The 22,759-nt window shown below is 55.0% G+C and carries 19 protein-coding genes and 1 pseudogene; 16 read left to right on the top strand and 4 right to left on the bottom strand.

Annotation, left to right across the window (positions count from 1 at the left end):
• Positions 1 to 175 precede the first annotated feature (175 nt).
• Positions 176 to 1,576, top strand: a complete 1,401-nt coding sequence (locus IEV00_RS10005; protein WP_188360223.1) for an RbtT/DalT/CsbX family MFS transporter — start codon at positions 176 to 178, stop codon at positions 1,574 to 1,576.
• 84 nt (positions 1,577 to 1,660) lie between these two features.
• Here IEV00_RS10005 and IEV00_RS10000 read toward each other — a convergent pair whose 3' ends face one another.
• Positions 1,661 to 2,617, bottom strand: coding sequence for a sugar-binding transcriptional regulator (locus IEV00_RS10000; RefSeq protein ID WP_188360222.1), 957 nt, complete (start codon positions 2,615 to 2,617; stop codon positions 1,661 to 1,663).
• 144 nt (positions 2,618 to 2,761) lie between these two features.
• On the opposite strand from IEV00_RS10000, the gene IEV00_RS09995 reads away from it, so the two are divergent.
• The 6 genes from IEV00_RS09995 to IEV00_RS09970 are packed head-to-tail and all read left to right on the top strand — an operon-like array spanning position 2,762 to position 9,807.
• Positions 2,762 to 3,898: a zinc-binding dehydrogenase gene (locus IEV00_RS09995; RefSeq protein ID WP_188360221.1), complete on the top strand. Its 1,137-nt coding sequence runs from the start codon at positions 2,762 to 2,764 to the stop codon at positions 3,896 to 3,898.
• A 35-nt stretch (positions 3,899 to 3,933) separates the two neighbouring features.
• Complete coding sequence (locus IEV00_RS09990; RefSeq protein ID WP_188360220.1) at positions 3,934 to 5,628, top strand: dihydroxyacetone kinase family protein; 1,695 nt, start codon at positions 3,934 to 3,936, stop codon at positions 5,626 to 5,628.
• A 29-nt stretch (positions 5,629 to 5,657) separates the two neighbouring features.
• The gene (locus IEV00_RS09985; protein ID WP_188360219.1) at positions 5,658 to 6,119 is read left to right on the top strand and encodes a ribose-5-phosphate isomerase; all 462 of its coding nucleotides are present in this window, start codon (positions 5,658 to 5,660) and stop codon (positions 6,117 to 6,119) included.
• Positions 6,120 to 6,164: 45 nt separating this feature from the next.
• Positions 6,165 to 7,667 carry a mannitol dehydrogenase family protein gene (locus IEV00_RS09980; protein WP_188360218.1) on the top strand — a complete coding sequence of 501 codons (1,503 nt, stop codon included), beginning with the start codon at positions 6,165 to 6,167 and terminating at the stop codon, positions 7,665 to 7,667.
• Between the two features lies 1 nt (position 7,668).
• Positions 7,669 to 9,057 carry a xylulokinase gene (gene xylB, locus IEV00_RS09975; protein WP_188360217.1) on the top strand — a complete coding sequence of 463 codons (1,389 nt, stop codon included), beginning with the start codon at positions 7,669 to 7,671 and terminating at the stop codon, positions 9,055 to 9,057.
• Positions 9,058 to 9,066: 9 nt separating this feature from the next.
• Positions 9,067 to 9,807, top strand: coding sequence for a GolD/DthD family dehydrogenase (locus IEV00_RS09970; protein ID WP_188360216.1), 741 nt, complete (start codon positions 9,067 to 9,069; stop codon positions 9,805 to 9,807).
• Between the two features lie 90 nt (positions 9,808 to 9,897).
• Here the strand turns inward: IEV00_RS09970 and IEV00_RS09965 are convergent, their stop codons facing one another.
• Positions 9,898 to 11,364, bottom strand: a complete 1,467-nt coding sequence (locus IEV00_RS09965; RefSeq protein WP_188360215.1) for an FGGY-family carbohydrate kinase — start codon at positions 11,362 to 11,364, stop codon at positions 9,898 to 9,900.
• 188 nt (positions 11,365 to 11,552) lie between these two features.
• On the opposite strand from IEV00_RS09965, the pseudogene IEV00_RS09960 reads away from it, so the two are divergent.
• Positions 11,553 to 12,948: pseudogene (locus IEV00_RS09960) on the top strand (GntP family permease).
• Positions 12,949 to 13,039: 91 nt separating this feature from the next.
• Here the strand turns inward: IEV00_RS09960 and IEV00_RS09955 are convergent.
• A complete protein-coding gene (locus tag IEV00_RS09955) occupies positions 13,040 to 13,933 on the bottom strand; it encodes an NAD(P)-dependent oxidoreductase (protein ID WP_229723188.1) in 894 nt (297 codons plus the stop codon).
• Between the two features lie 141 nt (positions 13,934 to 14,074).
• On the opposite strand from IEV00_RS09955, the gene IEV00_RS09950 reads away from it, so the two are divergent.
• The 8 genes from IEV00_RS09950 (at position 14,075) to IEV00_RS09920 (ending at position 21,118) form a co-directional block, all read left to right on the top strand.
• The gene (locus IEV00_RS09950) at positions 14,075 to 15,172 is read left to right on the top strand and encodes a D-2-hydroxyacid dehydrogenase (protein WP_188360214.1); all 1,098 of its coding nucleotides are present in this window, start codon (positions 14,075 to 14,077) and stop codon (positions 15,170 to 15,172) included.
• On the top strand, positions 15,159 to 15,962 hold the full coding sequence (locus IEV00_RS09945; RefSeq protein WP_188360213.1) for an IclR family transcriptional regulator: 804 nt from the start codon (positions 15,159 to 15,161) through the stop codon (positions 15,960 to 15,962). Before IEV00_RS09950 ends, IEV00_RS09945 begins: the two co-directional genes overlap by 14 nt.
• A gap of 183 nt (positions 15,963 to 16,145) precedes the next feature.
• Complete coding sequence (locus tag IEV00_RS09940; protein ID WP_188360212.1) at positions 16,146 to 17,585, top strand: MFS transporter; 1,440 nt, start codon at positions 16,146 to 16,148, stop codon at positions 17,583 to 17,585.
• A gap of 2 nt (positions 17,586 to 17,587) precedes the next feature.
• Complete coding sequence (locus IEV00_RS09935; protein WP_188360211.1) at positions 17,588 to 18,352, top strand: glucose 1-dehydrogenase; 765 nt, start codon at positions 17,588 to 17,590, stop codon at positions 18,350 to 18,352.
• Positions 18,342 to 19,397, top strand: a complete 1,056-nt coding sequence (locus tag IEV00_RS09930) for a zinc-binding dehydrogenase (RefSeq protein ID WP_188360210.1) — start codon at positions 18,342 to 18,344, stop codon at positions 19,395 to 19,397. The genes IEV00_RS09935 and IEV00_RS09930 overlap by 11 nt, the downstream gene beginning before the upstream one ends.
• Before the next feature lie 61 nt (positions 19,398 to 19,458).
• Positions 19,459 to 19,983: a gluconokinase gene (locus IEV00_RS09925; RefSeq protein ID WP_188360209.1), complete on the top strand. Its 525-nt coding sequence runs from the start codon at positions 19,459 to 19,461 to the stop codon at positions 19,981 to 19,983.
• A gap of 99 nt (positions 19,984 to 20,082) precedes the next feature.
• The gene (locus tag IEV00_RS11175) at positions 20,083 to 20,469 is read left to right on the top strand and encodes an alcohol dehydrogenase catalytic domain-containing protein (protein WP_229723187.1); all 387 of its coding nucleotides are present in this window, start codon (positions 20,083 to 20,085) and stop codon (positions 20,467 to 20,469) included.
• Positions 20,444 to 21,118: a zinc-binding dehydrogenase gene (locus IEV00_RS09920; protein ID WP_229723186.1), complete on the top strand. Its 675-nt coding sequence runs from the start codon at positions 20,444 to 20,446 to the stop codon at positions 21,116 to 21,118. The genes IEV00_RS11175 and IEV00_RS09920 overlap by 26 nt, the downstream gene beginning before the upstream one ends.
• A 99-nt stretch (positions 21,119 to 21,217) precedes the next feature.
• Here IEV00_RS09920 and araA read toward each other — a convergent pair whose 3' ends face one another.
• Positions 21,218 to 22,726 carry an L-arabinose isomerase gene (araA, locus tag IEV00_RS09915; protein WP_188360354.1) on the bottom strand — a complete coding sequence of 503 codons (1,509 nt, stop codon included), beginning with the start codon at positions 22,724 to 22,726 and terminating at the stop codon, positions 21,218 to 21,220.
• Between the last annotated feature and the right edge of the window lie 33 nt (positions 22,727 to 22,759).

Raw genomic sequence — 22,759 nt, 5'->3', positions numbered from 1 at the left:
ATTGATGAACCGATGTTCATAAACAAATGCTCAGAACACTTGTGCAGAACATAATTTCCTTTTATTCTAATGTATGAACTTAGGGGCAAATCTACCTCAACGGTGAAGCTGAGTGCCCCTTATATTCTTAGCCCGTCGTTGCAGGGTGGGCCACGCACAGTCAAAGGAGCGCGCAATGAGCAATTCAGCGTCTCAGCCTAAAATCGAGGGCAAGTTCCTCGACCGTATTGGTATTCCCGGAGTCCTTAAGTGGGGCTTCTTGGGGCTTCTTATTTTTCAGATTGGCCTGGGTGTTGAAGCAAACTTCATTACCCCGCATCTGGTAGAGGTCTTGGGAAGTACTGAAGCATCTGTTTCCTTCATCATCACTTCTTACTCGCTCGCAGCACTGATTGCCAGCTACCTTTCTGGTGTTCTCTCTGATTTGATGGGCCCCAAAAAAGTCATGATGATTGGCTTTGCCCTTTGGGTTATTTTCCAGCTTGCCTTCTTGCTTTCGCTGGGTACGGGTAACTTCTGGTTGGTGGGTGTTACCTACTTCTTGCGTGGTTTTGCTTACCCACTTTTCTCCTTCTCTTTCCTGGTATGGGTTAATATCACTGCTCTGAAGTCTATGCAGGGTACCTCTGTAGGCTGGTTCTACGTTATGTTCACCGGTGGTTTGCCTACTATCGGTTCACTAGTTGCTATTGCATCGATTGGTGCTTTTGGTGGTGGAACTGCCGGTGAGCACGGTGCCATGTGGGTTGCCCTGGCTTTGGTTATTGTTGGTGCGCTAATGGTGTTCCTTGGTTGCCATGCTGAGAATGGTACTAAGCGTATTGCTCCTGCCCATGAGTCAACCTCTCAGGTTCTTTTCTCTGGTGTTCGTCTACTTTTCTCAAACCGCAAAGTAATGCAGGGCTTCTTGATTCGCCTGATTAACACTGCGCCTCAGTTCGGTATGTTCGTGATTCTGCCTGTTGTTATTGCTGATGAGCTGGGTTGGGGTCAGTCCCGCTGGTTGCTGATGACCACCTTTATCTTCGCGGGCAACATTCTCTTCAATGCTTTCTTCGGGAACGTGGGCGACCGCATTGGTTGGGTCAACACCGTTCGCTGGTTCGGTGTTTTTGCTTCGGCTTGTGGTCTGCTGCTGTGGTGGTATGTTCCCCATATGGTTCCTGCTGGCTCCACCTGGGGCTATATTGTCTCTGTTATTGCAGGTGTTACCTTCGGTATTTGTCTGGCAGGGTTCGTGCCGATGGGGGCGATTATGCCGGCTAATGCTCCTGACCATCGCGGCGCGGCAATGGCTATGTACACCACTGCTGCTGGTGGTGCCGCCTTCCTGGGTACTTCGGTAGTGTCTATTGTTCTTTCCATTACCGGTGCTATGGGCTGGGAGCCTTTCGCCCAGAAGTCTGCAGTGATCTGGACCTTCGTGGCTCTCTACGGTTGTGCGTTTGTAATGGTGGGTAATTTGCGTACCGATCAGGATGACCCGGTTAAACGTCAGCAGGTTCGCGATGCTGATACTGCTGCTCTGGCTATCCAGGCTGCAAATGAGCGTCGAGTAAATATCAAGGAACAGTAATCTAAAGTCTGTAACTTCTCTCTATGCTGAGGGTTCACTTTCAACCGCTTGAGGTAAAAACGGTTGAAAGTGGACCCTCAGCTCTTAGAGCTGATTCTCTAACCGAGCCAAAACTGCAGTAGCGGTGCGTTCGTCGGTAACGAGTCCGTTGAGTACACCGGTTTTGGCTGCGGTGATGATTGGTTTCACTTTCTCATTACCTACGGCAACAGCAATAACGTGTGGAGCCTGATGTAGATATTCCATGGGGATGCGGATGGTGCGATCATCACCTGGGAAGCTAATCTCTGAGCCGTCCTCATTAAAGAAATGCAGACAGATATCGCACTCTGCGCTGTGTAGAGACTGTTTGGGAATTGCCGAGGCAATGGAAGTTCGCCCGGAGGTTCGAGAGCCAATTCCTACAAGTATGCCGGTAGCGGTAGCCCAGAGGTGTTTGATTTGTTGGTAGGAGATGTCGTCCTGTAGCGCATCAAAGAGAGGTCCTGAGGGCATTACGCCGGCAAATAGGGGAACGTAGGTGCTTCCGGTATTTTGTGCCAAAGCCCTGGCGATTTCGGAGGTCTGGAACCAGGCTTCGGGTTCGGCAAGACCGCCTACGGCAGGAGAAACTACTACGCCGCGTAGCTGGGGGAGCTTCATACGAGAAACGTTATACATGGCAAGACCAGAAGAAATGACAAGCCCATCACCGACTTCGAGATTCATGTCGGTAATAGCTTGAGATACTACGGGTTCAAGTCCTGCTCCGAGCTTGCCATCGCTGTTGGCGGTTTGAAGGCCTGGGGCGATATAGCATCGATCTAGCCCCAGGGCCTCGGCAAGTCGGGAAGCTAGTTTGCTTGAGGCGCCTGCGCTGGGATGAATAACTTTAATCTGCACAATTCCGGCTTCACGAGCCTGTGAGAGCATTCGTGAGACGGTGGGGCGGGAAACTTTGAGCTGGGTGGCTATTTCGGACTGACCCTGATTTTCCTCGTAGTAGAGACGAGCGGCGGCATAGAGATACTCGGGATCGTAGAGGTCTTTCGTTGAGGGCATTGAGTAAATACTTTTCTAGCGTATGAGTCTTTTATTTAAGGATAATCCTATCCGGAAAATCATATGTGAACATTTGTGCTTGACATATGTTCTAAGGTGGCTGAGAATTATAGGGACATCAGACATTGATACATAGGAGTGTCCATGACTACCTCATTGCCCACTGAAATGAAAGCCGTTGTTGTGAAGGGTCCCGAGAACTATGTTCTTGAAACCGTGCCTGTTCCCACTCCCGGCGAGACTGACATGATTATCAAGATTGATGCTGTGGGCATCTGTGCTTCTGACCTGAAGTGCTACCACGGTGCTCCTAAGTTCTGGGGCGATGAGAACCGCCCCCAGTGGGCTGAGAATGATCGCATTGCCGGTCACGAAATTGCGGGCACCATTGTGACTGCAAGTGATGAGACTCTGGCCGCTCACAGCGAGGGCAAGCCCTACCAGCTGGCTGTTGGCGATCGCATTGTGATTGAGCAGATTGCTCCCTGCGGTAAGTGCCGTTACTGCATTCGCGGTGAGTACTGGATGTGCGGCCCCCACGATATGTTCGGCTTTAAGGCTTGGGATGGCGGCATGGCAGAGTACATGCTGGTTCCCTCTCTGGCTCGAGTGCACAAAATTTCTAAGGATGTTGCTCCCCAGCACGCCGCATTCGCAGAGCCCCTTTCCTGCGCACTGCACGCTGTTGAGCGCGCCAACATTAAGTTTGAGGACGTCGTGGTGATCGCGGGTGCCGGCCCCATCGGCCTCTCCGCGCTGATTGGTGTTCGCCAGAAGAACCCCCTGAAGGTTATTACCTTGGATATGTCTGATGACAAGCTGGCTCTGGCTAAGAAGCTGGGCGCCGATGAGGTTATCAACATCAAGAGCGAAGATGCAGTTCAGAAGATCAAGGATATGACCGATGGCTACGGCGCAGATGTTTACATTGAGTGCACCGGCCACCCCTCGGCGGTTCCCCAGGGCTTGAACCTGCTGCGTAAGCTCGGCACCTACGTTGAGTACTCTGTCTTTGGCTCCGATGTAACCGTTGACTGGTCGATAATCTCTGACGATAAAGAACTGAACGTTTTCGGTGCTCACCTGGGCCCCCACACCTGGCCCACCGCCGTCAAGATTATTGAGTCTGGCATTCTGCCTCTGGACGAAATCTGCACCCACCAGTTCCCGCTGGATCAGTTCCAGAATGGCCTGGATACCGTGGCTGACTCCCAGGGCGATTCCATCAAGTGCAGCATTGTTCCCGGACTGACCGAGGCAGTCAACCAGCTGGCTAAATAGTCAAAGAAAACCACCGCAGAAAGGGCACATCCACCATGACTAAGATTTTCAACGATCCGGCAGAATTTTCAGATGACCAGCTGGAAGGTTTCTTGGATCTCTATTCGGATCGATTGGTGGGTGTGCCCGGCGGCGTTATTTCACTGCCGCCTAAGGAGCCTCAGGTTGCTGTGATTGTGGGTGGCGGTTCTGGCCACTACCCGGCTTTCGCCGGCCTGGTGGGCCCCGGTTTTGCAGCCGGTGCTGTGGTGGGCAATATCTTTACCTCACCCTCTGCTGCCCACGTGTACTCGGTAGCTAAGGCGGCAGACCAGGGTAAGGGCGTAATTCTGACTTTTGGTAACTACCAGGGTGACATCATCAACTTTGGTATCGCGGCCAAGATGCTCAACAATGAGGGTATTGATACCCGCATTGTGGTGGTCAAAGACGATATTGCCTCAGCTCCCGAGTTTGAGAAGCGCCGCGGTATTGCCGGTGACTTCACTGTGTTCAAGGCAATGGGTGCAGCGGCTGCTGCTGGTAAGTCCATTGACGAGGTAGAGCGCATCGGTAACCTGGCCAACGAGCGCACCCGCACTCTAGGTGTGGCTTTCTCCGGTTGTACCATGCCCGGTGCTGACGTGCCACTGTTTACCGTGGCTGAAGGTCAGATGGGTGTAGGCCTGGGTATCCACGGTGAGCCCGGTATCCGCGATGAGAAACGCACTTCAGCAGAAGAGCTGGGCACCATGCTGACCAAAGCAGTGCTGGCCGATGTTCCCGAGAACCCTGGCTCCCGTATTGGTGTGATTGTGAACGGTTTGGGTACCACCAAATACGAAGAACTCTTCTTGCTTTATCGAACCATTGCTCCCAAGCTACGCGAGGCCGGTTACGAAATCGTAGACCCCGAGGTGGGCGAGCTGGTGACATCCCTGGACATGGGCGGCGTTTCGCTGACCGTTCTCTGGCTGGACGACGAGCTCGAAGAAGCCTGGACAGCTCCCGCTTACGCTTGCGCCTACCGCAAGGATCCCAAGCCTTTAGACTCCATCGAAAAGACCTACACCGCTAAGGTTGCAACCATTTCTGAAGATGACCAGGTTGAGGCATCTGCCGCCGCAACAGCGCTTGCTACTCAGGTACGCAAGGCTGCTGCAGATATTGCTGAGCTCATGCGTGAGAAAGAGCAGTACCTGGGCGAGATCGATGCCTTTGCTGGTGATGGCGACCATGGCCGCGGCATGGTGCGCGGTACAGAGGCAGCGCAGGAAGCCATTGATAATGCTCCCGAAACCGCCGGTCCCTCCCAGCTGCTCAAGCTCGGTGGACGCGCCTGGGCCATGATGGCAGGTGGTACCTCTGGCGTGCTCTGGGGCGCTTCTCTCGAAACGGCGGCTAATACTCTAGACGACGCCGCTGAGAGCTTTGCTCCCGAAAAGGCGGCTGAGGCTGTGGCGGCGTTCGCTGACTCCATGGTGACCCTGGGCGGAGCTCAAATCGGTGACAAGACTCTGCTTGACTCTCTGCTTCCCTTCACTGAAGCCCTGGGCAACTCAAACTCTAATCTCCCCACTGCTTGGCAGGAAGCCGCACAGATTGCCGTCCAAAAGGCAGAAGATACCGCGGTGCTGAGCCCCAAGAAGGGTCGTGCTCGCCCGCTCGCTGAGAAGTCAGTGGGCCACCCCGACCCTGGTGCAACCTCCATGGGCATGATTCTGACCCAGCTGGGCACCTACTTTTCCTAAGTTTTAGAAAATTCACGAAAGGATTCACCGTGGCAGAAGGACTTCGTTTGATTGTTGGCTGTGACGATGCCGGCCTGACTTACAAGACCGCTATCAAGGAACAGCTTGAAGCTGACGAGCGCGTGGCATCGGTACTTGATGTAGGTGTTGGTGCAGAAGAGCATACTCCCTACCCCTCGGTTGCTATCGCGGCCGCTGAGAAGATTGCGGCAGGCGAGGCAGACCGCGCCATCCTCATCTGTGGCACCGGCCTGGGTGTGGCAATCTCCGCCAACAAGGTCAAGGGAATCCGCGCTGTGACCGCCCACGATTCCTTCTCCGTAGAGCGTTCCGTTCTCTCCAACAACGCCCAGATTCTCTGTATGGGTGAACGTGTGATTGGCAAGCACCTTGCACTGCGCCTGGCCAAGGAATGGATTGGCTACACCTTCGACGAAGCCAGCGCTTCAGCAGACAAGGTCAAAGTTCTGACCGACTACGAAGGCTGCTAAGCACACTCTATTTCTCACGAAATTTTTTCCTGAAAGGAACCCACCATGACTAAGCTCAGCCAGGTAAACCTTGAGGACATCAAGGCTTCGGTCAAGCTTCCCGAAGGCTCCACCTTCTCTATTCCGACCTACGATCGCTCCAACCTCAAGCCCTCCATCGTGCACTTTGGTGTGGGTGGCTTCCACCGCGCTCACCAGGCCATGTACCTGGATGAACTGCTAAACAAGGGCGAAACCGACTTCGCTATCGCGGGTATGGGTGTGCTACCAGGCGATCAGCGTATGCGCGACATCCTGAAAGAACAGGACTACCTCTACACCCTCACCGCCCGCGACCCCCAGGGCAATGAGGACGTGCGAGTTATCGGCTCTATTGTGGACTACGTATGGACCCCCGAAGATCCCGCAGGCGCCGTGGAATACCTAGCCCAGGAAAACATCAAGATTGTTTCCCTGACCGTAACCGAAGGCGGCTACAACTTCAATCAGGTCACCCACGAATACGACCTGTCCACCCCCGCCGTTGCTGAGGATCTCAAGGATCCTGAGAACCCCCGCACCACCTTCGGCCTGGTGGTTGCCGCACTGAAACTGCGTCGTGATCGCGGCATCAAGCCCTTCACCGTGATGAGCTGTGACAACATTCAGGCAAACGGCCACCTGGCCTCAAAGATGTTCACCGCCCATGCCCGTGCGCTTGACCCCGAACTTGCAAGCTGGATTGAAGAGAACGTTCCCTTCCCCAATTCCATGGTTGACCGCATTACCCCGGCAACCACCGATGATGACCGTGCCTACGTTGCTGAAAAGTTCGGCTACGAGGACGGTTGGCCCGTGGTTACCGAAGACTTCATTCAGTGGGTTTTGGAAGACAACTTCGTAGATGGTGTACGCCCCGCCTACGAAAAGGTTGGCGTGCAGGTAGTTTCCGACGTTGAGCCTTACGAAAAGCTTAAGCTGCGTATGCTCAACTCCTCCCACCAGGGCCTGTGCTACTTCGGCCACTTGGCAGGCTACCACTACGTAGATGACGCCGTAAACAACCCCCTCATCGAAGAACTGCTGCTACGCTACATGCGTGAAGAAGCAATGCCCACCCTCGATGCTCTACCAGACACTGACGTAGACGCCTACGCCAAGACCCTAATCGAGCGCTTCACCAACGAAGCTATCAAGGACACCGTGCCCCGCCTCTGTGCAGAGTCATCAGACCGCATCCCCAAGTGGCTCATGCCCGTTGTCTTCGACAACCTCAAAGACGGCGGCAAGGTAGAGCTCTCTGCAGCGATTGTTGCCTCCTGGGCACGCTACGCGGAGGGCACCGACGAAAAGGGTGAGCCTATCAACATCGTCGATAATACAGAAAAAAAGGTTCGTGCCGCAGCCCAGGCTCAGCTTGGTGACGACGAACTCGCCTTCCTGCGCGATAAGGACTTCTTTGGCGACGTCGTCAATGACGAACGCTTCACCACCCCCTACCTTGAGGTACTGCGCTCCCTGCACGAAATAGGTAGCATCAAGACCCTCGAGAAGATTCTGGGTAAGTAAAATGGCACAGTTTGTTCTGGGTATCGATTCCTCCACCCAGTCGTGTAAAGCCCTGCTGGTTAACGCTGAAACCGGCGAAATCGTTGAGGAAAAGCGTGCCTCCCATCCCGGTGGCACCGAGGTTGACCCTGCCCACTGGGTCAAGGCTCTCAATGAGGTTACCGAGGGACTGCTAGAGAAGGCAGACGCTGTGGCGATTGCCGGCCAGCAGCACGGCATGGTTCTGCTCGATGAAAACAACGAAGTAGTTCGTGATGCTCTGCTGTGGAATGACACCCGTTCAGCTCCTGAAGCTGACGAGCTGACCGCCTTTCTCGGCGGTCCTCAGCGAGCCGCTGAGCATGTGGGCAGCGTGCCCCTTGCCGCCTACACCGCCACCAAGATGCTGTGGGTTCGCAAGAACGAGCCTCAGAATGCGGCGCGGGCGGCCAAGGTTGCCCTCCCCCACGATTACCTGACCATGCAGCTCAACGCTTCAGACGAGCTCTACACCGACCACGGTGAAGCATCGGGCACCTCCTACTACAACACCGCCAAGCGTCAGTGGGAAACCTCCATTGCTGCGTGGGCAATCGGCCACAAGATTGAGCTGCCAAAGTTGGCTGAGCCCAACGAAGTGGTTGGCAAGACCGAATCCGGTGCGCTGATTGCTCCCGGTACCGGTGATAACATGGGTGCCGCTCTCGGTCTCGATTTGCAGGACGGCGATGCGGTAGTTTCCATGGGTACCTCCGCTGTTGCGATGATGCTTTCCGACGTTGCTGCGGCCGACTACAAGAACAATGTTTCTGGTTTTGCCGATGCCACTGGCAAGTACCTGCCCCTGGCCTGTACCCTCAACGGTGCGCCCGTCATGGATTTCGCCGCAGCTACTCTGGGCGTTGACCACGATGAGCTGGCGGAGATGGTTCTCTCTGCAGAGCCCGGCGCCAAGGGGGCAGTGTTCCTTCCCTACCTAGCGGGGGAGCGTACCCCTAACCTGCCCCACGCTAAGGCTCACCTGGGCAATATAGGTGCTGGTTTTGAGCGTAAAGACCTGGCGCGTGCCATGGTTGAGGGGCTGGCATGCTCTGTGCGTGAAGGTCTAGAAAACATTGTTGCCCAGCGCGGTGCTGAGCCTGATCGCATTATTCTGATTGGGGGCGGTGCTAAGTCCAAGGCATTCCGTGAGGTGCTGGCGCAGGTACTCGGTATCGATATTTACGTGCCGGAACCCGCAGAGTTCGTGGCTATTGGTGCGGCCCGTCAAGCAGCCTGGGCGCTTTCCGGCGAGGTTACACCTCCGGTATGGAAACAACCCGAAATGATTAAGGTTTCTGCTGAAAAGCGGCCTTCAATTTATCGTAATTACATTAATTACCGTAACAAGCTCTACCCGGAAGCTGCTTAGGAGAAGACCGTGTCTAAATTCGAGAAGAAGATAGCTGTTATTACTGGCGCTGCTTCTGGTATTGGCCTGGCGATTGCGCACTATCTGGCTAAACGCGGGGCGGTCATTGCCGGAGTCGATCTAGTGCCCAACATTGCTGAGATCATGAATCAATTGCCCGGTTCCGGCCACCGTGGCATTGTAGCTAATCTGGTGCAGGACGGCGCCGCTGAGACCGTAGTGCATGAGGTCGAGGAGAAGCTGGGCACCCCGCACATTCTGGTGAACTCGGCGGGAGTCGTGTTCCTAGCACCTGCTGAAGAGCTCACCGCTGAAGACTGGAATAAGACCATTTCGGTGAACCTGACTGCCTCTTTCTTTATGGCACAGGCGGTGGGGCGTTCCATGCTGAAGGCGGGCTATGGTCGCATTATCAATATGGCTTCGCAGGCATCGGTAATTGGCCTGGACCAGCACGTTGCTTACTGCGCTTCAAAGGCTGGCATTGTAGGCATGACCCATACTCTGTCCTTAGAATGGGCAGCACGCGGCGTTACCGTCAATGCAGTGTCACCTACCGTGGTGGAAACCCCGCTGGGTAAGAAAGCCTGGGCAGGGGAGAAGGGGGAGAAGGCTCGTGCCGAGATTCCTGTGGGCCGCTTTGCTCAGCCCGAGGAAATCGCGGCAATGGTCGGTTACCTGGCATCAGATGATGCCGCTATGGTCACCGGCACCAACATGGTGATTGACGGTGGTTTTACTACCGTCTAAGTAATCTCGCTCGGCTAATGGTGTAGTTAAGCTGAAATGGTGCAGAAATTCTGTGCCTAAAACAGCTTTTCTGCACCATTGACCTTTTATTTAACTATTCTGTATCCCCGCCATTCGGTGCTGGATGTCGGCGGTAGCCGTGTAGAGGGCGCGGTAGTCCTGGTAGAGAGAATCGTAGAGGGGAATATCCTGCGGCTGCACCAGGTGATCAACAGGGTTCCACTCGTCCAGCTCAGACACCGCACCCAGGGTTTGCGCCACCATAAAAGCATCGCCAAAAGAAGCGCCGATGGTGTGCTTGCGAACCACCTGAGCACGGCCGGTCACGTCAGAGATAATCTGCGGCCACAGCGGGGACTTCACGCCGCCACCGGCACAGGTAATCCTCTCAATCTCAGCGCCAGCTACCTCCATGGTCTCAATGTTGTGCCGTACCGCAAAAGCCGTGCTCTCTAGAAGGGCGCGGTAAATATGCCCGCGGGTGTGGTCTAGGGTCAAGCCCAGCAGCACCCCTCGGGCATTGGGATCTTGAATCGGCGTGCGTTCCCCGGCAAAATAGGGCAGCGCGAGCAGCCCGTTCGCTCCGGGAGCCACCGCGGCGGCGTCCTTAATTAAAGCGGCGTAGTCGCGCTCGCCCGTGAGATCGCGGAACCAGTTGGTGAGCGCACCGGAGGTCGCGAGCCCACCCGCCAGATTGCGCGTACCAGCGCGCGTGCCGGTGGTGCCCCACATGGAGAGGTGGCGCATGCGGGTTTCGGCGTTCGCAATCAAGAAGAGGGTGGTGCCGTACATCAGAAAGAGCTCGCGATGGGCAATCGCGCCCACCGACTCCTGCTCCGCCCAGGCGTCGATGGAACCGAAAATCACCGGGATTCCCGCCTCAAGTTCGGGCAGTTCTGAGGACGCGCGGGTCTCGGCTGCGATCTCGTTCGAGTAGCCCAGGCGCGGGGTAAGAAAATTCTCGCCACCAATTTCGCGCACCTTAGCGAAATCCCACTCGCCGCTGGCGGGGTCATAGAGCGGGGTGAGCTGGGAGGCAGAGTGGCGGTCGAGCACGTAGTCGCCGGTCAGCTGCCAGATCACCCAGGAGTGAGGCATGAAGAGCCGAACGCCCGCCGCAAAAGCCTCGGGGTGGCGCTTGCGGAACCAGGCGACCTTGGGGCCTCCTGCTTGGGAGGTCAGGGCCGAATCGTAGGTGGCAAGCAGGTTTTCTTCGCCGTACTTCTCGGTGAGTTCTTCAACCTCGGTCAGTGCCCGCCAGTCAATACCGTAGAGGGCAGCCGGGGCTAGAGGCTTGCCTGCTTCGGTGGTTATGCCCACACAGGGGCCCATACCCGAGACCCCGATTCCCCTAACCTTTATCCCGTTCTTGCCTACCAGGCGGGAGTAGAGGTCTTTGAATTCCTGCCACCAAATATCCATGCCCATCTCCACCAGGCCGCGCTCGCCGCGGGTGACCGCGTGTTCAACGGTGGCGGTATCGAGTAGCTGGCCATTCTCGCCGATGAGAACCGCCTTGGTGCTGGATGTTCCTACGTCAAAACCGAAATATGCCATGGATTAATTATCTTCTGAAGCACTGCCGTTTCTGCTTTCTTGACCGGTGGCGGGCAAGGATTGAACGAACGTTCTCTAGTCGGCCGGAACTTTTACCAAATTTGTAATATCCCGTTGTGGAAAGGCGCTTTTTCACTTTAAGGGGGCACACTATAAGAGCACATTTTCATTCTTAGAGAAGGATCCTCATGGAGATTGAAGGCTGGAGCCAAACCCTCACGGCTGGCCCGCTCTTGGCTATCGCGGCGGGGGCTATTGCTCTTGCTTATTATCAAGCTGAAGCTACACGCTTTCCCCGCGCTGATTCTGGTGAGTCTGGTGACCGCACTGGCTACCGGTATTCCGGTAGACCAGATTATTCCCGCCATGACCAGCGGTTTCGGTGGCACCCTTGCCTCGGTGGCCCTGCTGGTTGGTTTGGGCGCTATGCTCGGTGCCCTGATTCAGTATTCCGGCGGTGCCCAGGTGCTGGCAATGAAGCTGATTGAGGTCTTTGGCGAAAAGCGTGCACCTCTGGCGCTGGGCGTGGCCTCTCTACTCTTTGGCTTTCCCATCTTCTTTGACGCCGGTCTGGTGGTGATGCTACCGATTATGTTCTCGGTAGCCCGCTGGCTGGGCGGCTCCATGCTTCTCTACGGAATTCCGGTTGCCGGTGCTTTCTCAGTGATGCACGTGTTTGTTCCACCGCACCCCGGCCCGGTTTCTGCCGCCGCCTTCTTTAACGCCAACGTCGGCAGCACCCTCTTGGTGGGCCTCATCGTGGCTATTCCCACCTGGTTTCTTGCCGTTTACTTCTTCTCTAAGGTGGTGGGCAAGAAAATCCACCTGGACGTTCCGCTAATTATGGGCCAGGAAGAAGCTCCTGAAGAGCCGCACGATCCGCCCAAGTTCGGCACCGTTCTCTTTGTGCTGATTCTGCCCATGGTTCTGATCTTCCTCAACACCGGCCTGAACACCCTGCTCACCAGTGGCGTTTTGAGCGAGGAGACCGAATCTGCCCTCTGGTACCAGCTGCTGCGCCTCATCGGTGAGACCCCGGTTGCCCTGCTCATCACCACCTTCTTCGCGATGTATCTGCTGGGCATCAAGCGCCACGACCACCTGCTCGGCCTGCAACACACCATGGAGAGGGCCCTGCCTGCGGTGTGCTCGGTCATCCTCATTACCGGCGCAGGCGGCATGTTCGGCGGCGTCCTCCGTACCTCCGGCATTGGCGAGGCCCTGACCGACGTGCTGGCAGACATTGGCCTGCCGCTTATTTTCTCGGGCTTCCTCATTGCTTCGATTCTGCGCGTGGCCCAGGGCTCTGCCACCGTGGCGCTGACCACCGCAGCAGGCCTGATTGCCCCGGCGGTTTCTCAAGCCGACTACAACAACATACAGCTTGCGGCTCTGGTGATTGCCGTGGCGGCCGGTTCGGTGATTCTCTCCCACTTCAACGATTCGGGCTTCTGGCTGGTGAGCCGCTTCTTCAACATGGACGAAAAAACCACCCTCAAAACCTGGACCGTCATGGAGACTCTCATCGCCCTGGTCGGCTTCGTGATTGCGGTGGGCGTGTTTGCGCTGGCTTCGCTGGGGTAGGTCACTCAACGGTAGCAACGAAAAACCGGCTTTAAACGCTAGTATGAGCGTTTAAAGCCGGTTTTGGCGTTAATAACTAACAGCGAAATCCTCATCGCTCTTCAATGAACTTACGGGTCACACAGATATCTTTATCGCCCAGTCCGGCAGATTCTGAGAGCTCTTCAAAGGCAGAGAAGAGGGGGCCGCCCAGCACTGAGTTGGTTTCGGTGGATTCTGCAATGCTACGGGCAATGCCCAAATCTTTGACCATGTATTTAGCTGCACCACCACCATCGTAGTCTTCATCTGCCATACGGAACGCCTTGGTGGTGAGCACCTTAGATCCTGCGTAACCGCCGCCCAAAAGCTCAAACATTTGGCGCAGATCTAAATCAGAACGCTGGGCCAAAACGGCAGCTTCGCCCACTGCCATCACGGTGGCAGCAACAATCAGCTGGTTGCAGGCCTTGGCTACTTGACCTGCTCCCAAAGGGCCGAGGTGCACAGGGGTGCCACAAGCTGAGAGCACAGAAATAGCTTGGGTAGCGTCGGCCTGAGACCCTCCAACCATAATCGAGAGGGTACCGGCGGCTGCGCCCTCAACCCCGCCGGAAAGCGGGGCATCCACTACTCGTACTGAGGTACTAGCCGTTAGTTCCTCGGCCAGCTTCCGCACGCCGTCGGGCGATGATGATGAACTAATGATTAGTAGCACGTCGCGGTTGCCAATACCGGCAAGTAGTCCGCGGTCTTCACCGGTGGAGTCTCCGTAGAGTACCTCACGTAACTGTGGCAAATCGGGCAGAACGGTGAGGACGACGTCGCTGCCTGCCCCCACGTCAAAGTTCGTGGGCACGTGAGAGGCCGCCTTGAGAGTGCTTAGCGGAAGACCGTCATGGGTGGTATAGCAGACTAGATTAGGGTTGGCTGTAGCGATATGTTGGGCCATAGGTTTCCCCATCGCTCCGGTTCCGATGATTCCAATGCGGGGAGAAGGTGCCACGATGCGCCTCTTTCACGAAAATCTAGGGGACTACCAGCAGGCTTGTGTTCATAATGCTGAATAGTGTTTACAATAGTTATGATACGGCTAACAGTTAAATCTGAAAAGCTATTGCAGACCGAAACACAAAGGAGTGGCTTTATGACTTCCGAGCATCGCATCCAGGTATCGGCGGGGGAGCCTCGTTATAACGGTAAATATCGAGTAGTCATCGGATCGCCTGTTTCTGAGGAACTGTGCAAACTGATTGAGGAGAACGAGCCCCGTGTTGAGGTGGTGCGAAACCAAGACTTGTATCCCCCAATGCGTTTTGCAGCCGACCATTTTGGAGACCCTGAGTTCACTCGTACTGAAGAGCAACAAAAAGAATTTGAGGAAATGCTTGACTCGGCGGATATCCTTTATGGGGTTCCTGATATGGATCCGTCTGCTCTTGCTCGAACAGTCCGGGCGAACCCAAATTTGAAGTATGTGCAGACTATGCCTGCCGGTGGTGGTGCGCAAGTTAAAGGTGCAGATCTTACTCGCGAAGAATTAGACCGCATTACCTTTACCACCTCTGCCGGTGTGCACGGTTCAACCCTGGCAGAGTTTGCCCTCTTTGCTGTTCTGGCAGGTGCTAAGAACCTGCCTAAGCTGGCTGAAGACCAGAAGAACCATAACTGGCCTACCAACCGCTGGGAGATGCGCCAAATATCCGATATGACAGTACTCGTGCTTGGTCTGGGTGGTATTGGCAAGGAAGTTGCCAAGAAATTCAAGGCGCTGGGAGCTACTGTATGGGGCACTTCTCGTTCGGCAAAGCCTGTTGAAAATGTTGACCGTGTGATTACCTTGGCTTCTATCGTCGAGGCTGCCCCTGAAATTGATGCCATCGTGGTGACACTGCCCGGTACTGATTCGACTGAAGGGGCGGTAAATGCTGACTTCTTCAAGGCTGCTAAGTCCGGCCTCATTGTGACCAACGTGGGTCGTGGTTCTGTCATTGACGAAGAGGCATTGATTGAGGCTCTAAATCATGAGACTGTGGCCTTTGCTGGTCTGGACGTTACTTCAGTGGAGCCCCTGCCGAAGGAATCTGCCCTGTGGAATCATCCCAAGGTGCTGATTTCACCTCATACTGCGGCGCTTTCTGACCAAGAATCACGTCGTATTACTGAGATCTTCATCCGTAATCTCACCGCCTTTATTGACGGCGAGCCCATGATTAATGTGGTGGATACTGTTGCCTTCTACTAAGCCATCGGCGGGCGCCCCAGCGGTTGCTCGGGCTGCACAGCTTCTGCAGGTGCTGGCAAAAGCGCCGGGCAAGGAGTGGTCGCTTACTGATATTGCCTCTGAACTTGAAGCCGCGAAATCCTCCACATTAACCGTTTGTGTGGCGCTTGAGGAAGCTGGACTGATTGAACGCCGTGGTAGCGGCTACTTGCTGGGGCGCGAGATTCTCAATCTGGCAGGCGCCTATCTGAGTGGTTTTGACCAGGTGCGGGCTTTCTATGACCTGTGTGCGCGGGATGAGGTGCTCTCGGGGCTGGTGGTACAGATTGCTATGCTCGACCGTGCTGATGTTCTCTATTTGGCTCGTCATGAAGGGCAGGCGCCCTACCGTATGGCTGCCGGCATTGGCTCACGTTTCCCCGCATCTTCTACGGCGGTAGGGCACGCGTTGCTGTCAAAAATGGAGGACGACACAATTATGCGGCTCTATGAGCAGTACCCACATTTCGAGTTGCACACCGCATATTCTGTGCGTGATATTCAGGAGCTATTGAGTAAGGTGCAGCTAACCCGCACTCGAGGTTACTCGGTGGATCGTGAAGGTGTGCATCCTGGCTTAGTGGGGGTCGCTGTACCGTTAGATCCCTGGAATTCGGCAGATGCTGAGCTAACTTTGGGGGCTGCGATTAATGCCCCTGAGGCCACGCAGGAGCGTATTGAAGAGGTGGGACAGAGTCTTCAGCGGCTGGCGCAGAAGCTGACCAATCCGCTGAGTTTTCAGACGGCGGTGTCGTTGGGTAAATCGACTTGATACTGAAGCTTTATAGAGAGGAAATAAGTCGCTGTGACAGTTTTCTGTCAGAGCGGCTTATTTTTTACTCGTGATACAACTGGTCACATGTTCAATATGTTGAATACTGTTCCCCAAGGTGTTAGATTTGTTGCTGAAGGTACCTGTGATAAGTGGCACAGGGTTTATCAAAGGAGATAAACAATGAGCAGCACACTCACTGCTGAAGAGAAAGAACGTGGGGCCCAGCTTAAGCGGGCAACCTACGCATCAAGTGTTGGTTCCGCTCTGGAGTACTATGATTTCGCGCTCTATGGTCTGGCTTCAGCGTTAATTTTCGGTAAGCTTTTCTTTCCCAACGATGACCCTGCCACCGGTCTGATTAAGTCTTTCGCTATCTACGGTGTGGGTTTCTTGGCTCGCCCCGTGGGCGGCCTGATTTTTGGCGTACTAGGCGATAAGATCGGCCGTAAGTTTGTTCTGGTAGTCACCATTGTGCTGATGGGTGGTTCTTCTACCCTGATTGGTGTGCTCCCCACCTACCAGCAGGTGGGTGTTCTGGCTCCTACCCTTTTGTTGATTCTACGCCTTTTGCAAGGCTTGGGCGCCGGTGCTGAGCAAGCCGGCTCTACCGTTCTTATGGCTGAGGTTGCTCCGGTTAAGCGTCGCGGTTTCTTTGCTGCTCTGCCCTTTATTGGTATTCAAGGCGGCACCCTGCTGGCATCTGCCGTCTTTGCCTACATGGGTACCCTGCCCGAGGAAATCCTGCTGGGATGGGTTTGGCGTATTCCCTTCCTCTGTAGCATTCTGCTGATTCTGGTGGCTGTCTTTATTCGTGTAAAGCTCAACGAAACCCCCACATTCCAGGAACTAGCTAACCAGAAAGAAGTGGCTCGTCAGCCCCTATCCGAACTGTTTAAGAACTCCGGATCCCTGGTATTCAAGGGCATTGGTCTGCGTATGGCTGAGAACGGTGGTTCCTACCTCTTCCAGTCTGTGGCTGTCGCTTTCGTAACTACTGCTCCGCTGACTCAGGACAAGACCACCGGCTCCCTCGCCGTTGCACTAGGCTCACTCATCGGTATCTTTTCCGTTCCTTTCACCGGTAGCCTGTCCGATAAATTTGGCCGCCGCACTATGTACCGCACTGGCGCTATTTTCATTACTCTCTTCTCTTTCCCTGCCTGGTATATGCTGTCTCTGGATAATAAGTGGTTGACTATTCTGACCATTGCTGTGGGTATTGGTATTTGCGTAAATACCATGCTCGGCCCCCAGTGTGCTATGTTGCCCGAACTCTTCGGTAACCGTTCTCGATACTTGGGTGTGGCTATGTCCCGTGAAATTTCGGCAGTTTTGGCCGGTGGTATCGCAGGTATTATTGGTGCTTCGCTCATCAAGGCTTTTGATGGTTCTTGGGTTCCTCTCGCAATTTATATGTTTATCTTGAGCCTGATCACTCTAATCTCAACCTTCTTGGTACCCGAAACTGCTGGTCGTGACTTGCTCATGATTGAGGATGCTCGCACCGAGTCAATCCCCGTGATTACTGACTCTCATGGTTTCCAAATCACCAATACCGGCTCCACGGCTGTGATTTTTGATGGTGAAACTCGTCGCGTTATTAAGACTGAGGAGAAGTAAAAATGTCTAACTTTGATCTCACCGGTCAAACCGCCCTGGTCACAGGGTCATCCCGAGGCATAGGTAAGGCGCTCGCTACCGCGTTGGCGCAGGCTGGCGCAAAAGTGGCGGTGCACGGTCGCACTGTTGAAACTGTCGAGAAAACTGCTACTGAAATTGCAGAAGCCACTGGTGCAGAAACCTTTGCTATTACCTTCGATGTCACCTCTGAGTCTGAGGTCTCTGAGGGAGTCAAGAAGCTCACAGACCACTGGGGTACCCCCGATATTTTGGTCAATAACGCAGGCATGCAGAAGCGTGCTAAGTTCTCAGAATTTCCCTTGGAAGACTGGCAGCAACTCCTGGAGGTAAACCTAACGAGTGCTTTCCTGGTGTCTCGTGCAGTAGCTCCCGGCATGGAAGAGCGCGGAAGCGGCAAGATTATCAACATTGGTTCGGTGCAGTCTCAGCTGGCGCGCCCCTCCATCACGCCGTATTCGGCAACTAAGGGTGGCATCGTCATGTTAACGAAGGGTCTGTGCGCTGACCTCTCACCCTTGGGTATTCAGGTGAATGCAATTGCACCTGGATATTTCGCAACCGAGCTAACTCAGGCTCTGGTCAACGATGAAGAATTCTCAGCTTGGGTTGCTTCCCGAACCCCTGCAGGCCGATGGGGCAAGGTCGAAGATCTTGGTGGCGCAGTGGTGTTCCTGGCGTCTGAGGCATCTGATTTCATTACCGGTCAAACTCTCTATGTTGATGGGGGCATGACCAGTGTCATCTAAGGTTCCTACAAATACTCGTGCGGTACAGATTATTCCTGAGGACGGCAATCGTCGCCTTGCTGTGGTTGACCTTGAGGTTCCTGCTCCCGCAGCTAACCAGGCGGTTGTCAGAATTGCTTACGGTGGCATTTGCGGCTCTGACCTGGGGTATTGGCTCAAAGGAGCGGCTGGCGTTTCGATTCTGAAGCATCCCATGATTTTGGGTCATGAGGTGGTAGGCACTGTAGTGGTTGCTGCCGCCGATGGATCTGGCCCTGCGGAGGGAGCTTTGGTAGCGGTTCATCCGGCAACTCCTCATGAGGTAGAAGGGATACGCTACCCGGCGTCCTCACCTAACCTGGCACCGGGGTCCACCTACTTGGGCTCAGCTGCCCAGGATCCCCACACCGAGGGTGCTTTCTCCCAGCACGCGGTGTTTGAAGCCCGTATGCTGCGTGAACTGCCTGCCGGCTTGAGCCTGCGTGCCGCTGCTCTGGCTGAGCCTGCCGCGGTGGCTTTCCACGCTGTTGAGCGAGCCGGTGACCTGGCAGGTAAAGAGGTTCTGGTGATTGGTTCAGGACCTATTGGCGCACTAGTCATCGCCGCTGCAAAGCGTGCAGGCGCTACCAAAATTACCGCTACCGACCTCTTTGATTCTGCTCTGGATCGCGCTCGCGAGCTGGGCGCAAACCAGGTTTTCAAAGCTCCTACCAATGAAGAGATTGCCAAAGTTCAAGCGGATGTAGTGTTTGAATCGTCTGGCTCTAAGTTTGGTTTGGATTCGGCGCTTAACGGCGTTGTACGCGGTGGCCGCGTGATGATGGTGGGCATGCTTCCCCCTGGGGAACAACCGGTGAATATGTCACTAGCTATTGCTCGCGAACTAGAATTGCACGGTTGTTTTCGTTTCAATGGAGAAATCGACGATGTTTTGACGGCTCTGGCTGATGGTTCGCTGTTCGTTGACCCCGTGGTTTCTCATGTGATGCCTTTTGAAGAAGCAGTCACGGCCTTTGAAATTGCTAAAGACTCATCGCAGTCTTGCAAGGTGTTGCTGGAATTCTAGGTATTCAGGGTGCTCTTCTTTGATGAGGGGAGCACCCACTTTTAATGGTTAGGATTGTTATATGACTTCCACTCACAGCCCCCTCCACGTCGTCATCATGGGTGTTTCCGGTACCGGCAAAACGTCGGCAGCCCAGTACCTACAGCAGCATCTGGGATGGGTCTATGCCGAGGGCGATGAGTTCCACTCTGAGGCCAACGTTGCCAAGATGCGCTCGGGCACCCCGCTCAACGACGACGATCGCGCTCCCTGGCTGGCTTCTATTGCGACCTGGATGACCGAGCAGGCCGCCGCCGGTCACAATACGTTGGTGACCTGCTCTGCTTTGAAGCGGAAGTACCGCGATATTTTGCGGGCGGCTACCGGGCGTGTGGTTTTCCTGCACCTGACGGGTGAGAAGGCTGTGTTGGCGCAGCGTATGGACTCCCGCGTGGACCACTACATGCCCTCCTCCCTGCTGGATTCGCAGTTCGCAACCCTGGAGCCTCTGGGTGAGGACGAGGCCGGTGTTGTGGTTGATGTTGCCGGTTCCAAGGACGACGTCGCCGCGGCGGCCCTTGCCGCGGTGAGGAAGTTTGCGGGGTAGTAGCTTTCTTCTGGTCCCTGACTCGATGGCGTCACAAACCCGCTTTGAGCGCTTGGCGCCCTACTCTAGGAGAAACACGCAGATTCAAAGGGGAAGACCATGCGAGCCGTTACCTTTAGTGGGTTCACCGAGCAGCCGACTGTAGCCGAAGTCGATAATCCGCGCCTGCCGCCGGGCGGCGCCGTCATTCGGGTTAGGGCCACCGGTGTCTGCCGTAGCGATTGGCACGCCTGGCAGGGGCACGATAGCACCGTGAATCTGCCGCACATTCCCGGCCACGAGTTCGCCGGCGTCATTGAGGAAATCGACCCGGCGGTGAAGGGCTTTCAGGTGGGTGACCGCGTGACCGCCCCCTTCATTTTTGCCTGCGGAACCTGCCAATACTGCCGGGCGGGCAATACCCGTCTGCCCCAACCAGCAGCAGCCCGGTTTCGACCTGAAAGGCTCCTGGGCGGAGCTGGTGGCGGTGACCCAGGCGGGCACTAACCTGGTCAAACTCCCCGACGAAATTCCCTTCGACCTGGCCGCCGGTCTCGGCTGCCGTTTTGGCACCGCCTATCACGCCATGCGCGTGCAGGCGCGGATGCAACCGGGGGAGTGGGTTGCAGTGGTCGGCTGCGGAGGCGTTGGTCTGTCCTGCGTGCAGATTGCCATTGCTGCCGGTGCACGTGTGGTGGCGCTGGACCGCTCCGAGGCAGCGCTTGCGGCGGCTGAGTCGCTGGGTGCGGTGCCCCTTTTCTCCGATGACGCTGCGGTGGCCCGCGTCCATGAGCTGACGGACGGCGGCGCCCACGTTTCGGTGGATGCCCTGGGCGCTCGCGTCACGGCAACCCTTGCCCTTGAGTCTCTGCGGCCCAAGGGCAGGCACGTGCAGGTGGGGCTTTTGCTGGGGGACGACGCCAACCCGCCCCTGCCGATAGGGCGGGTCATCGGGCTAGAGCTAGAACTTTTTGGAAGCCACGGCCTAGCAATCGCTGACTACGCTCAGATGTTGGAGGAGATTGCCTCGGGCACGCTGGACCTCAGCGGCAGCGTGGGCTCCCGCATTTCTTTTGAGGAGCTGCCGGAGGCTATGGCCGCTATGAGTAACCCGCCTGCCCCGGGTACTTTCGGCATGAAGGTGGCGGTTTGGTAGGTTAGCTTTTTAAAGCGAGTGGCCAGTTTTATACCGATTTTTGTGGAATCGGTATAAAACTGGCCTTTGTGCTGTGTAGCTAAAGCTTGTCCCGTTAGATTAGAACCCCTGTGCTACTCGGTAGTAGACATTATTCCAACGCAGGGTTTCTTCAAATCCATGAGTTGTTGTTCCATCGGTAATTTCAGCCAATTCAACCCCAGCAATCTTAGAGAAATCACGCCAGGCTTCGAGGCCGACCTGAGTAGTTAGCACAGTGTGGTGCGCTGCACCTGCAGCCAACCAGCAATTAGTTGAGGTCTGGAAATCAGGAGCAGGCTTCCAAACTGCACTTGCTACAGGAAGATTAGGCATGGGCTCATCTGGCTGAATAACTTCAACCTCATTGGCAGTCAAACGGAACCGGTCGCGTACATCTGACAAAGCTATTACAACGCCCGAGGCTGAGTCGGCGCTGAACTTGAGACGAACAGGATCCTCACGATCGCCAATTCCCAGCGGATGAATCTCTACGGTGGGTTTAGTAGAGGTTAGAGAGGGACAAACCTCAAGCATATGAGCGCCCAGAATCTTTTCATCGCCCTGCTCCAGGTTGTAGCAGTAATCTTCCATCAGGCTTGCGCCACCGGGCAGACCATATCCCATAACTTTGGCGATACGAATCAGTATGCCAGTCTTCCAGTCGCCTTCGGCTCCGAAGCCATATCCGTCAGCCATAAGCCGCTGTACAGCAAACCCTGGAAGCTGTTTCAAAGCACCTAGGTCTTGAAAAGTATCGGTAAATGCACTTGCGTTCTGCTCTTCGAGAAAGCCCCTAATTGCGGCTTCTTGACGGGCGGCATAACGCAGTGAGTCATGGCGGTTGCCGTCAGGCAAGAGCTCAGGAGCTATCTCGTAGAGATCCAAATATTCGCTAATTAGGGTGTCAACCACTTCATCTGATACTGCTTCTACAGCTTCTGCCAGCTCATTAACTGACCAGGTATTAATAGAAGCACCAAAGCGAATTTCGGCTTCGGTCTTGTCGCCTTCGGTTACTGCAACATCACGCATGTTGTCGCCGAAACGAACCATTTTCATATGCTGAGTTTCGTTCCATCCGGTTGCTGCGCGCGCCCATACGCCGATACGTGAGGTGGTTTCCTCATGCGCCGCAAATCCAACTACGGTGGTGCGGGGGACACCCATTCGTGTAAGGATATAACCGAATTCGCGGTCACCATGAGCTGCTTGGTTGAGGTTCATGAAATCCATATCAATAGTTGACCAAGGCAGTTTTTCGTTGGACTGAGTATGTAGATGCAACAGAGGCTTACGTAGAGCCTCGAGACCGCGAATCCACATTTTAGCTGGGGAAAAAGTATGCATCCACGCAATAACGCCAATTACATTATCGTTGGAACCTGCATCGAGAATAGTGCGCAGAATTTTGTCTGAATCTGTAAGAACTGGTTTCCAAACAATTTTTACAGGAATATTTTTAGCTGAATCGAGGTCCGCTACAATCTGCTGTGACTGTTCTGCAACTTGATTAAGAGTTTCCTGCCCGTAAAGCCCCTGGCTACCGGTAAGAAACCAAATTTCCTTGTTCTCAAATGGGTTTTCCATCATGAGCGTGTACTCCTTAGATAATTCTGAGTG

The sequence above is a fragment of the Rothia aerolata genome, assembly GCF_014635585.1.
In the GTDB taxonomy this organism is placed as follows: Bacteria; Actinomycetota; Actinomycetes; order Actinomycetales; family Micrococcaceae; genus Rothia; species Rothia aerolata.
This window is presented reverse-complemented; position numbering and strand designations above follow the sequence as displayed.

Bases quoted from the DNA above. Each gene is read 5' to 3' on its own strand.
- IEV00_RS09935 (WP_188360211.1), top strand. From the start codon at position 17,588: ATGTCTAACTTTGATCTCACCGGTCAAACCGCCCTGGTCACAGGGTCA.
- IEV00_RS10005 (WP_188360223.1), top strand. From the start codon at position 176: ATGAGCAATTCAGCGTCTCAGCCTAAAATCGAGGGCAAGTTCCTCGAC.
- IEV00_RS10000 (WP_188360222.1), bottom strand. From the start codon at position 2,617: ATGCCCTCAACGAAAGACCTCTACGATCCCGAGTATCTCTATGCCGCC.
- xylB (WP_188360217.1), top strand. From the start codon at position 7,669: ATGGCACAGTTTGTTCTGGGTATCGATTCCTCCACCCAGTCGTGTAAA.
- IEV00_RS09990 (WP_188360220.1), top strand. From the start codon at position 3,934: ATGACTAAGATTTTCAACGATCCGGCAGAATTTTCAGATGACCAGCTG.
- IEV00_RS09995 (WP_188360221.1), top strand. From the start codon at position 2,762: ATGACTACCTCATTGCCCACTGAAATGAAAGCCGTTGTTGTGAAGGGT.
- IEV00_RS11175 (WP_229723187.1), top strand. From the start codon at position 20,083: ATGCGAGCCGTTACCTTTAGTGGGTTCACCGAGCAGCCGACTGTAGCC.
- IEV00_RS09980 (WP_188360218.1), top strand. From the start codon at position 6,165: ATGACTAAGCTCAGCCAGGTAAACCTTGAGGACATCAAGGCTTCGGTC.
- IEV00_RS09940 (WP_188360212.1), top strand. From the start codon at position 16,146: ATGAGCAGCACACTCACTGCTGAAGAGAAAGAACGTGGGGCCCAGCTT.
- araA (WP_188360354.1), bottom strand. From the start codon at position 22,726: ATGGAAAACCCATTTGAGAACAAGGAAATTTGGTTTCTTACCGGTAGC.
- IEV00_RS09965 (WP_188360215.1), bottom strand. From the start codon at position 11,364: ATGGCATATTTCGGTTTTGACGTAGGAACATCCAGCACCAAGGCGGTT.
- IEV00_RS09950 (WP_188360214.1), top strand. From the start codon at position 14,075: ATGACTTCCGAGCATCGCATCCAGGTATCGGCGGGGGAGCCTCGTTAT.
- IEV00_RS09925 (WP_188360209.1), top strand. From the start codon at position 19,459: ATGACTTCCACTCACAGCCCCCTCCACGTCGTCATCATGGGTGTTTCC.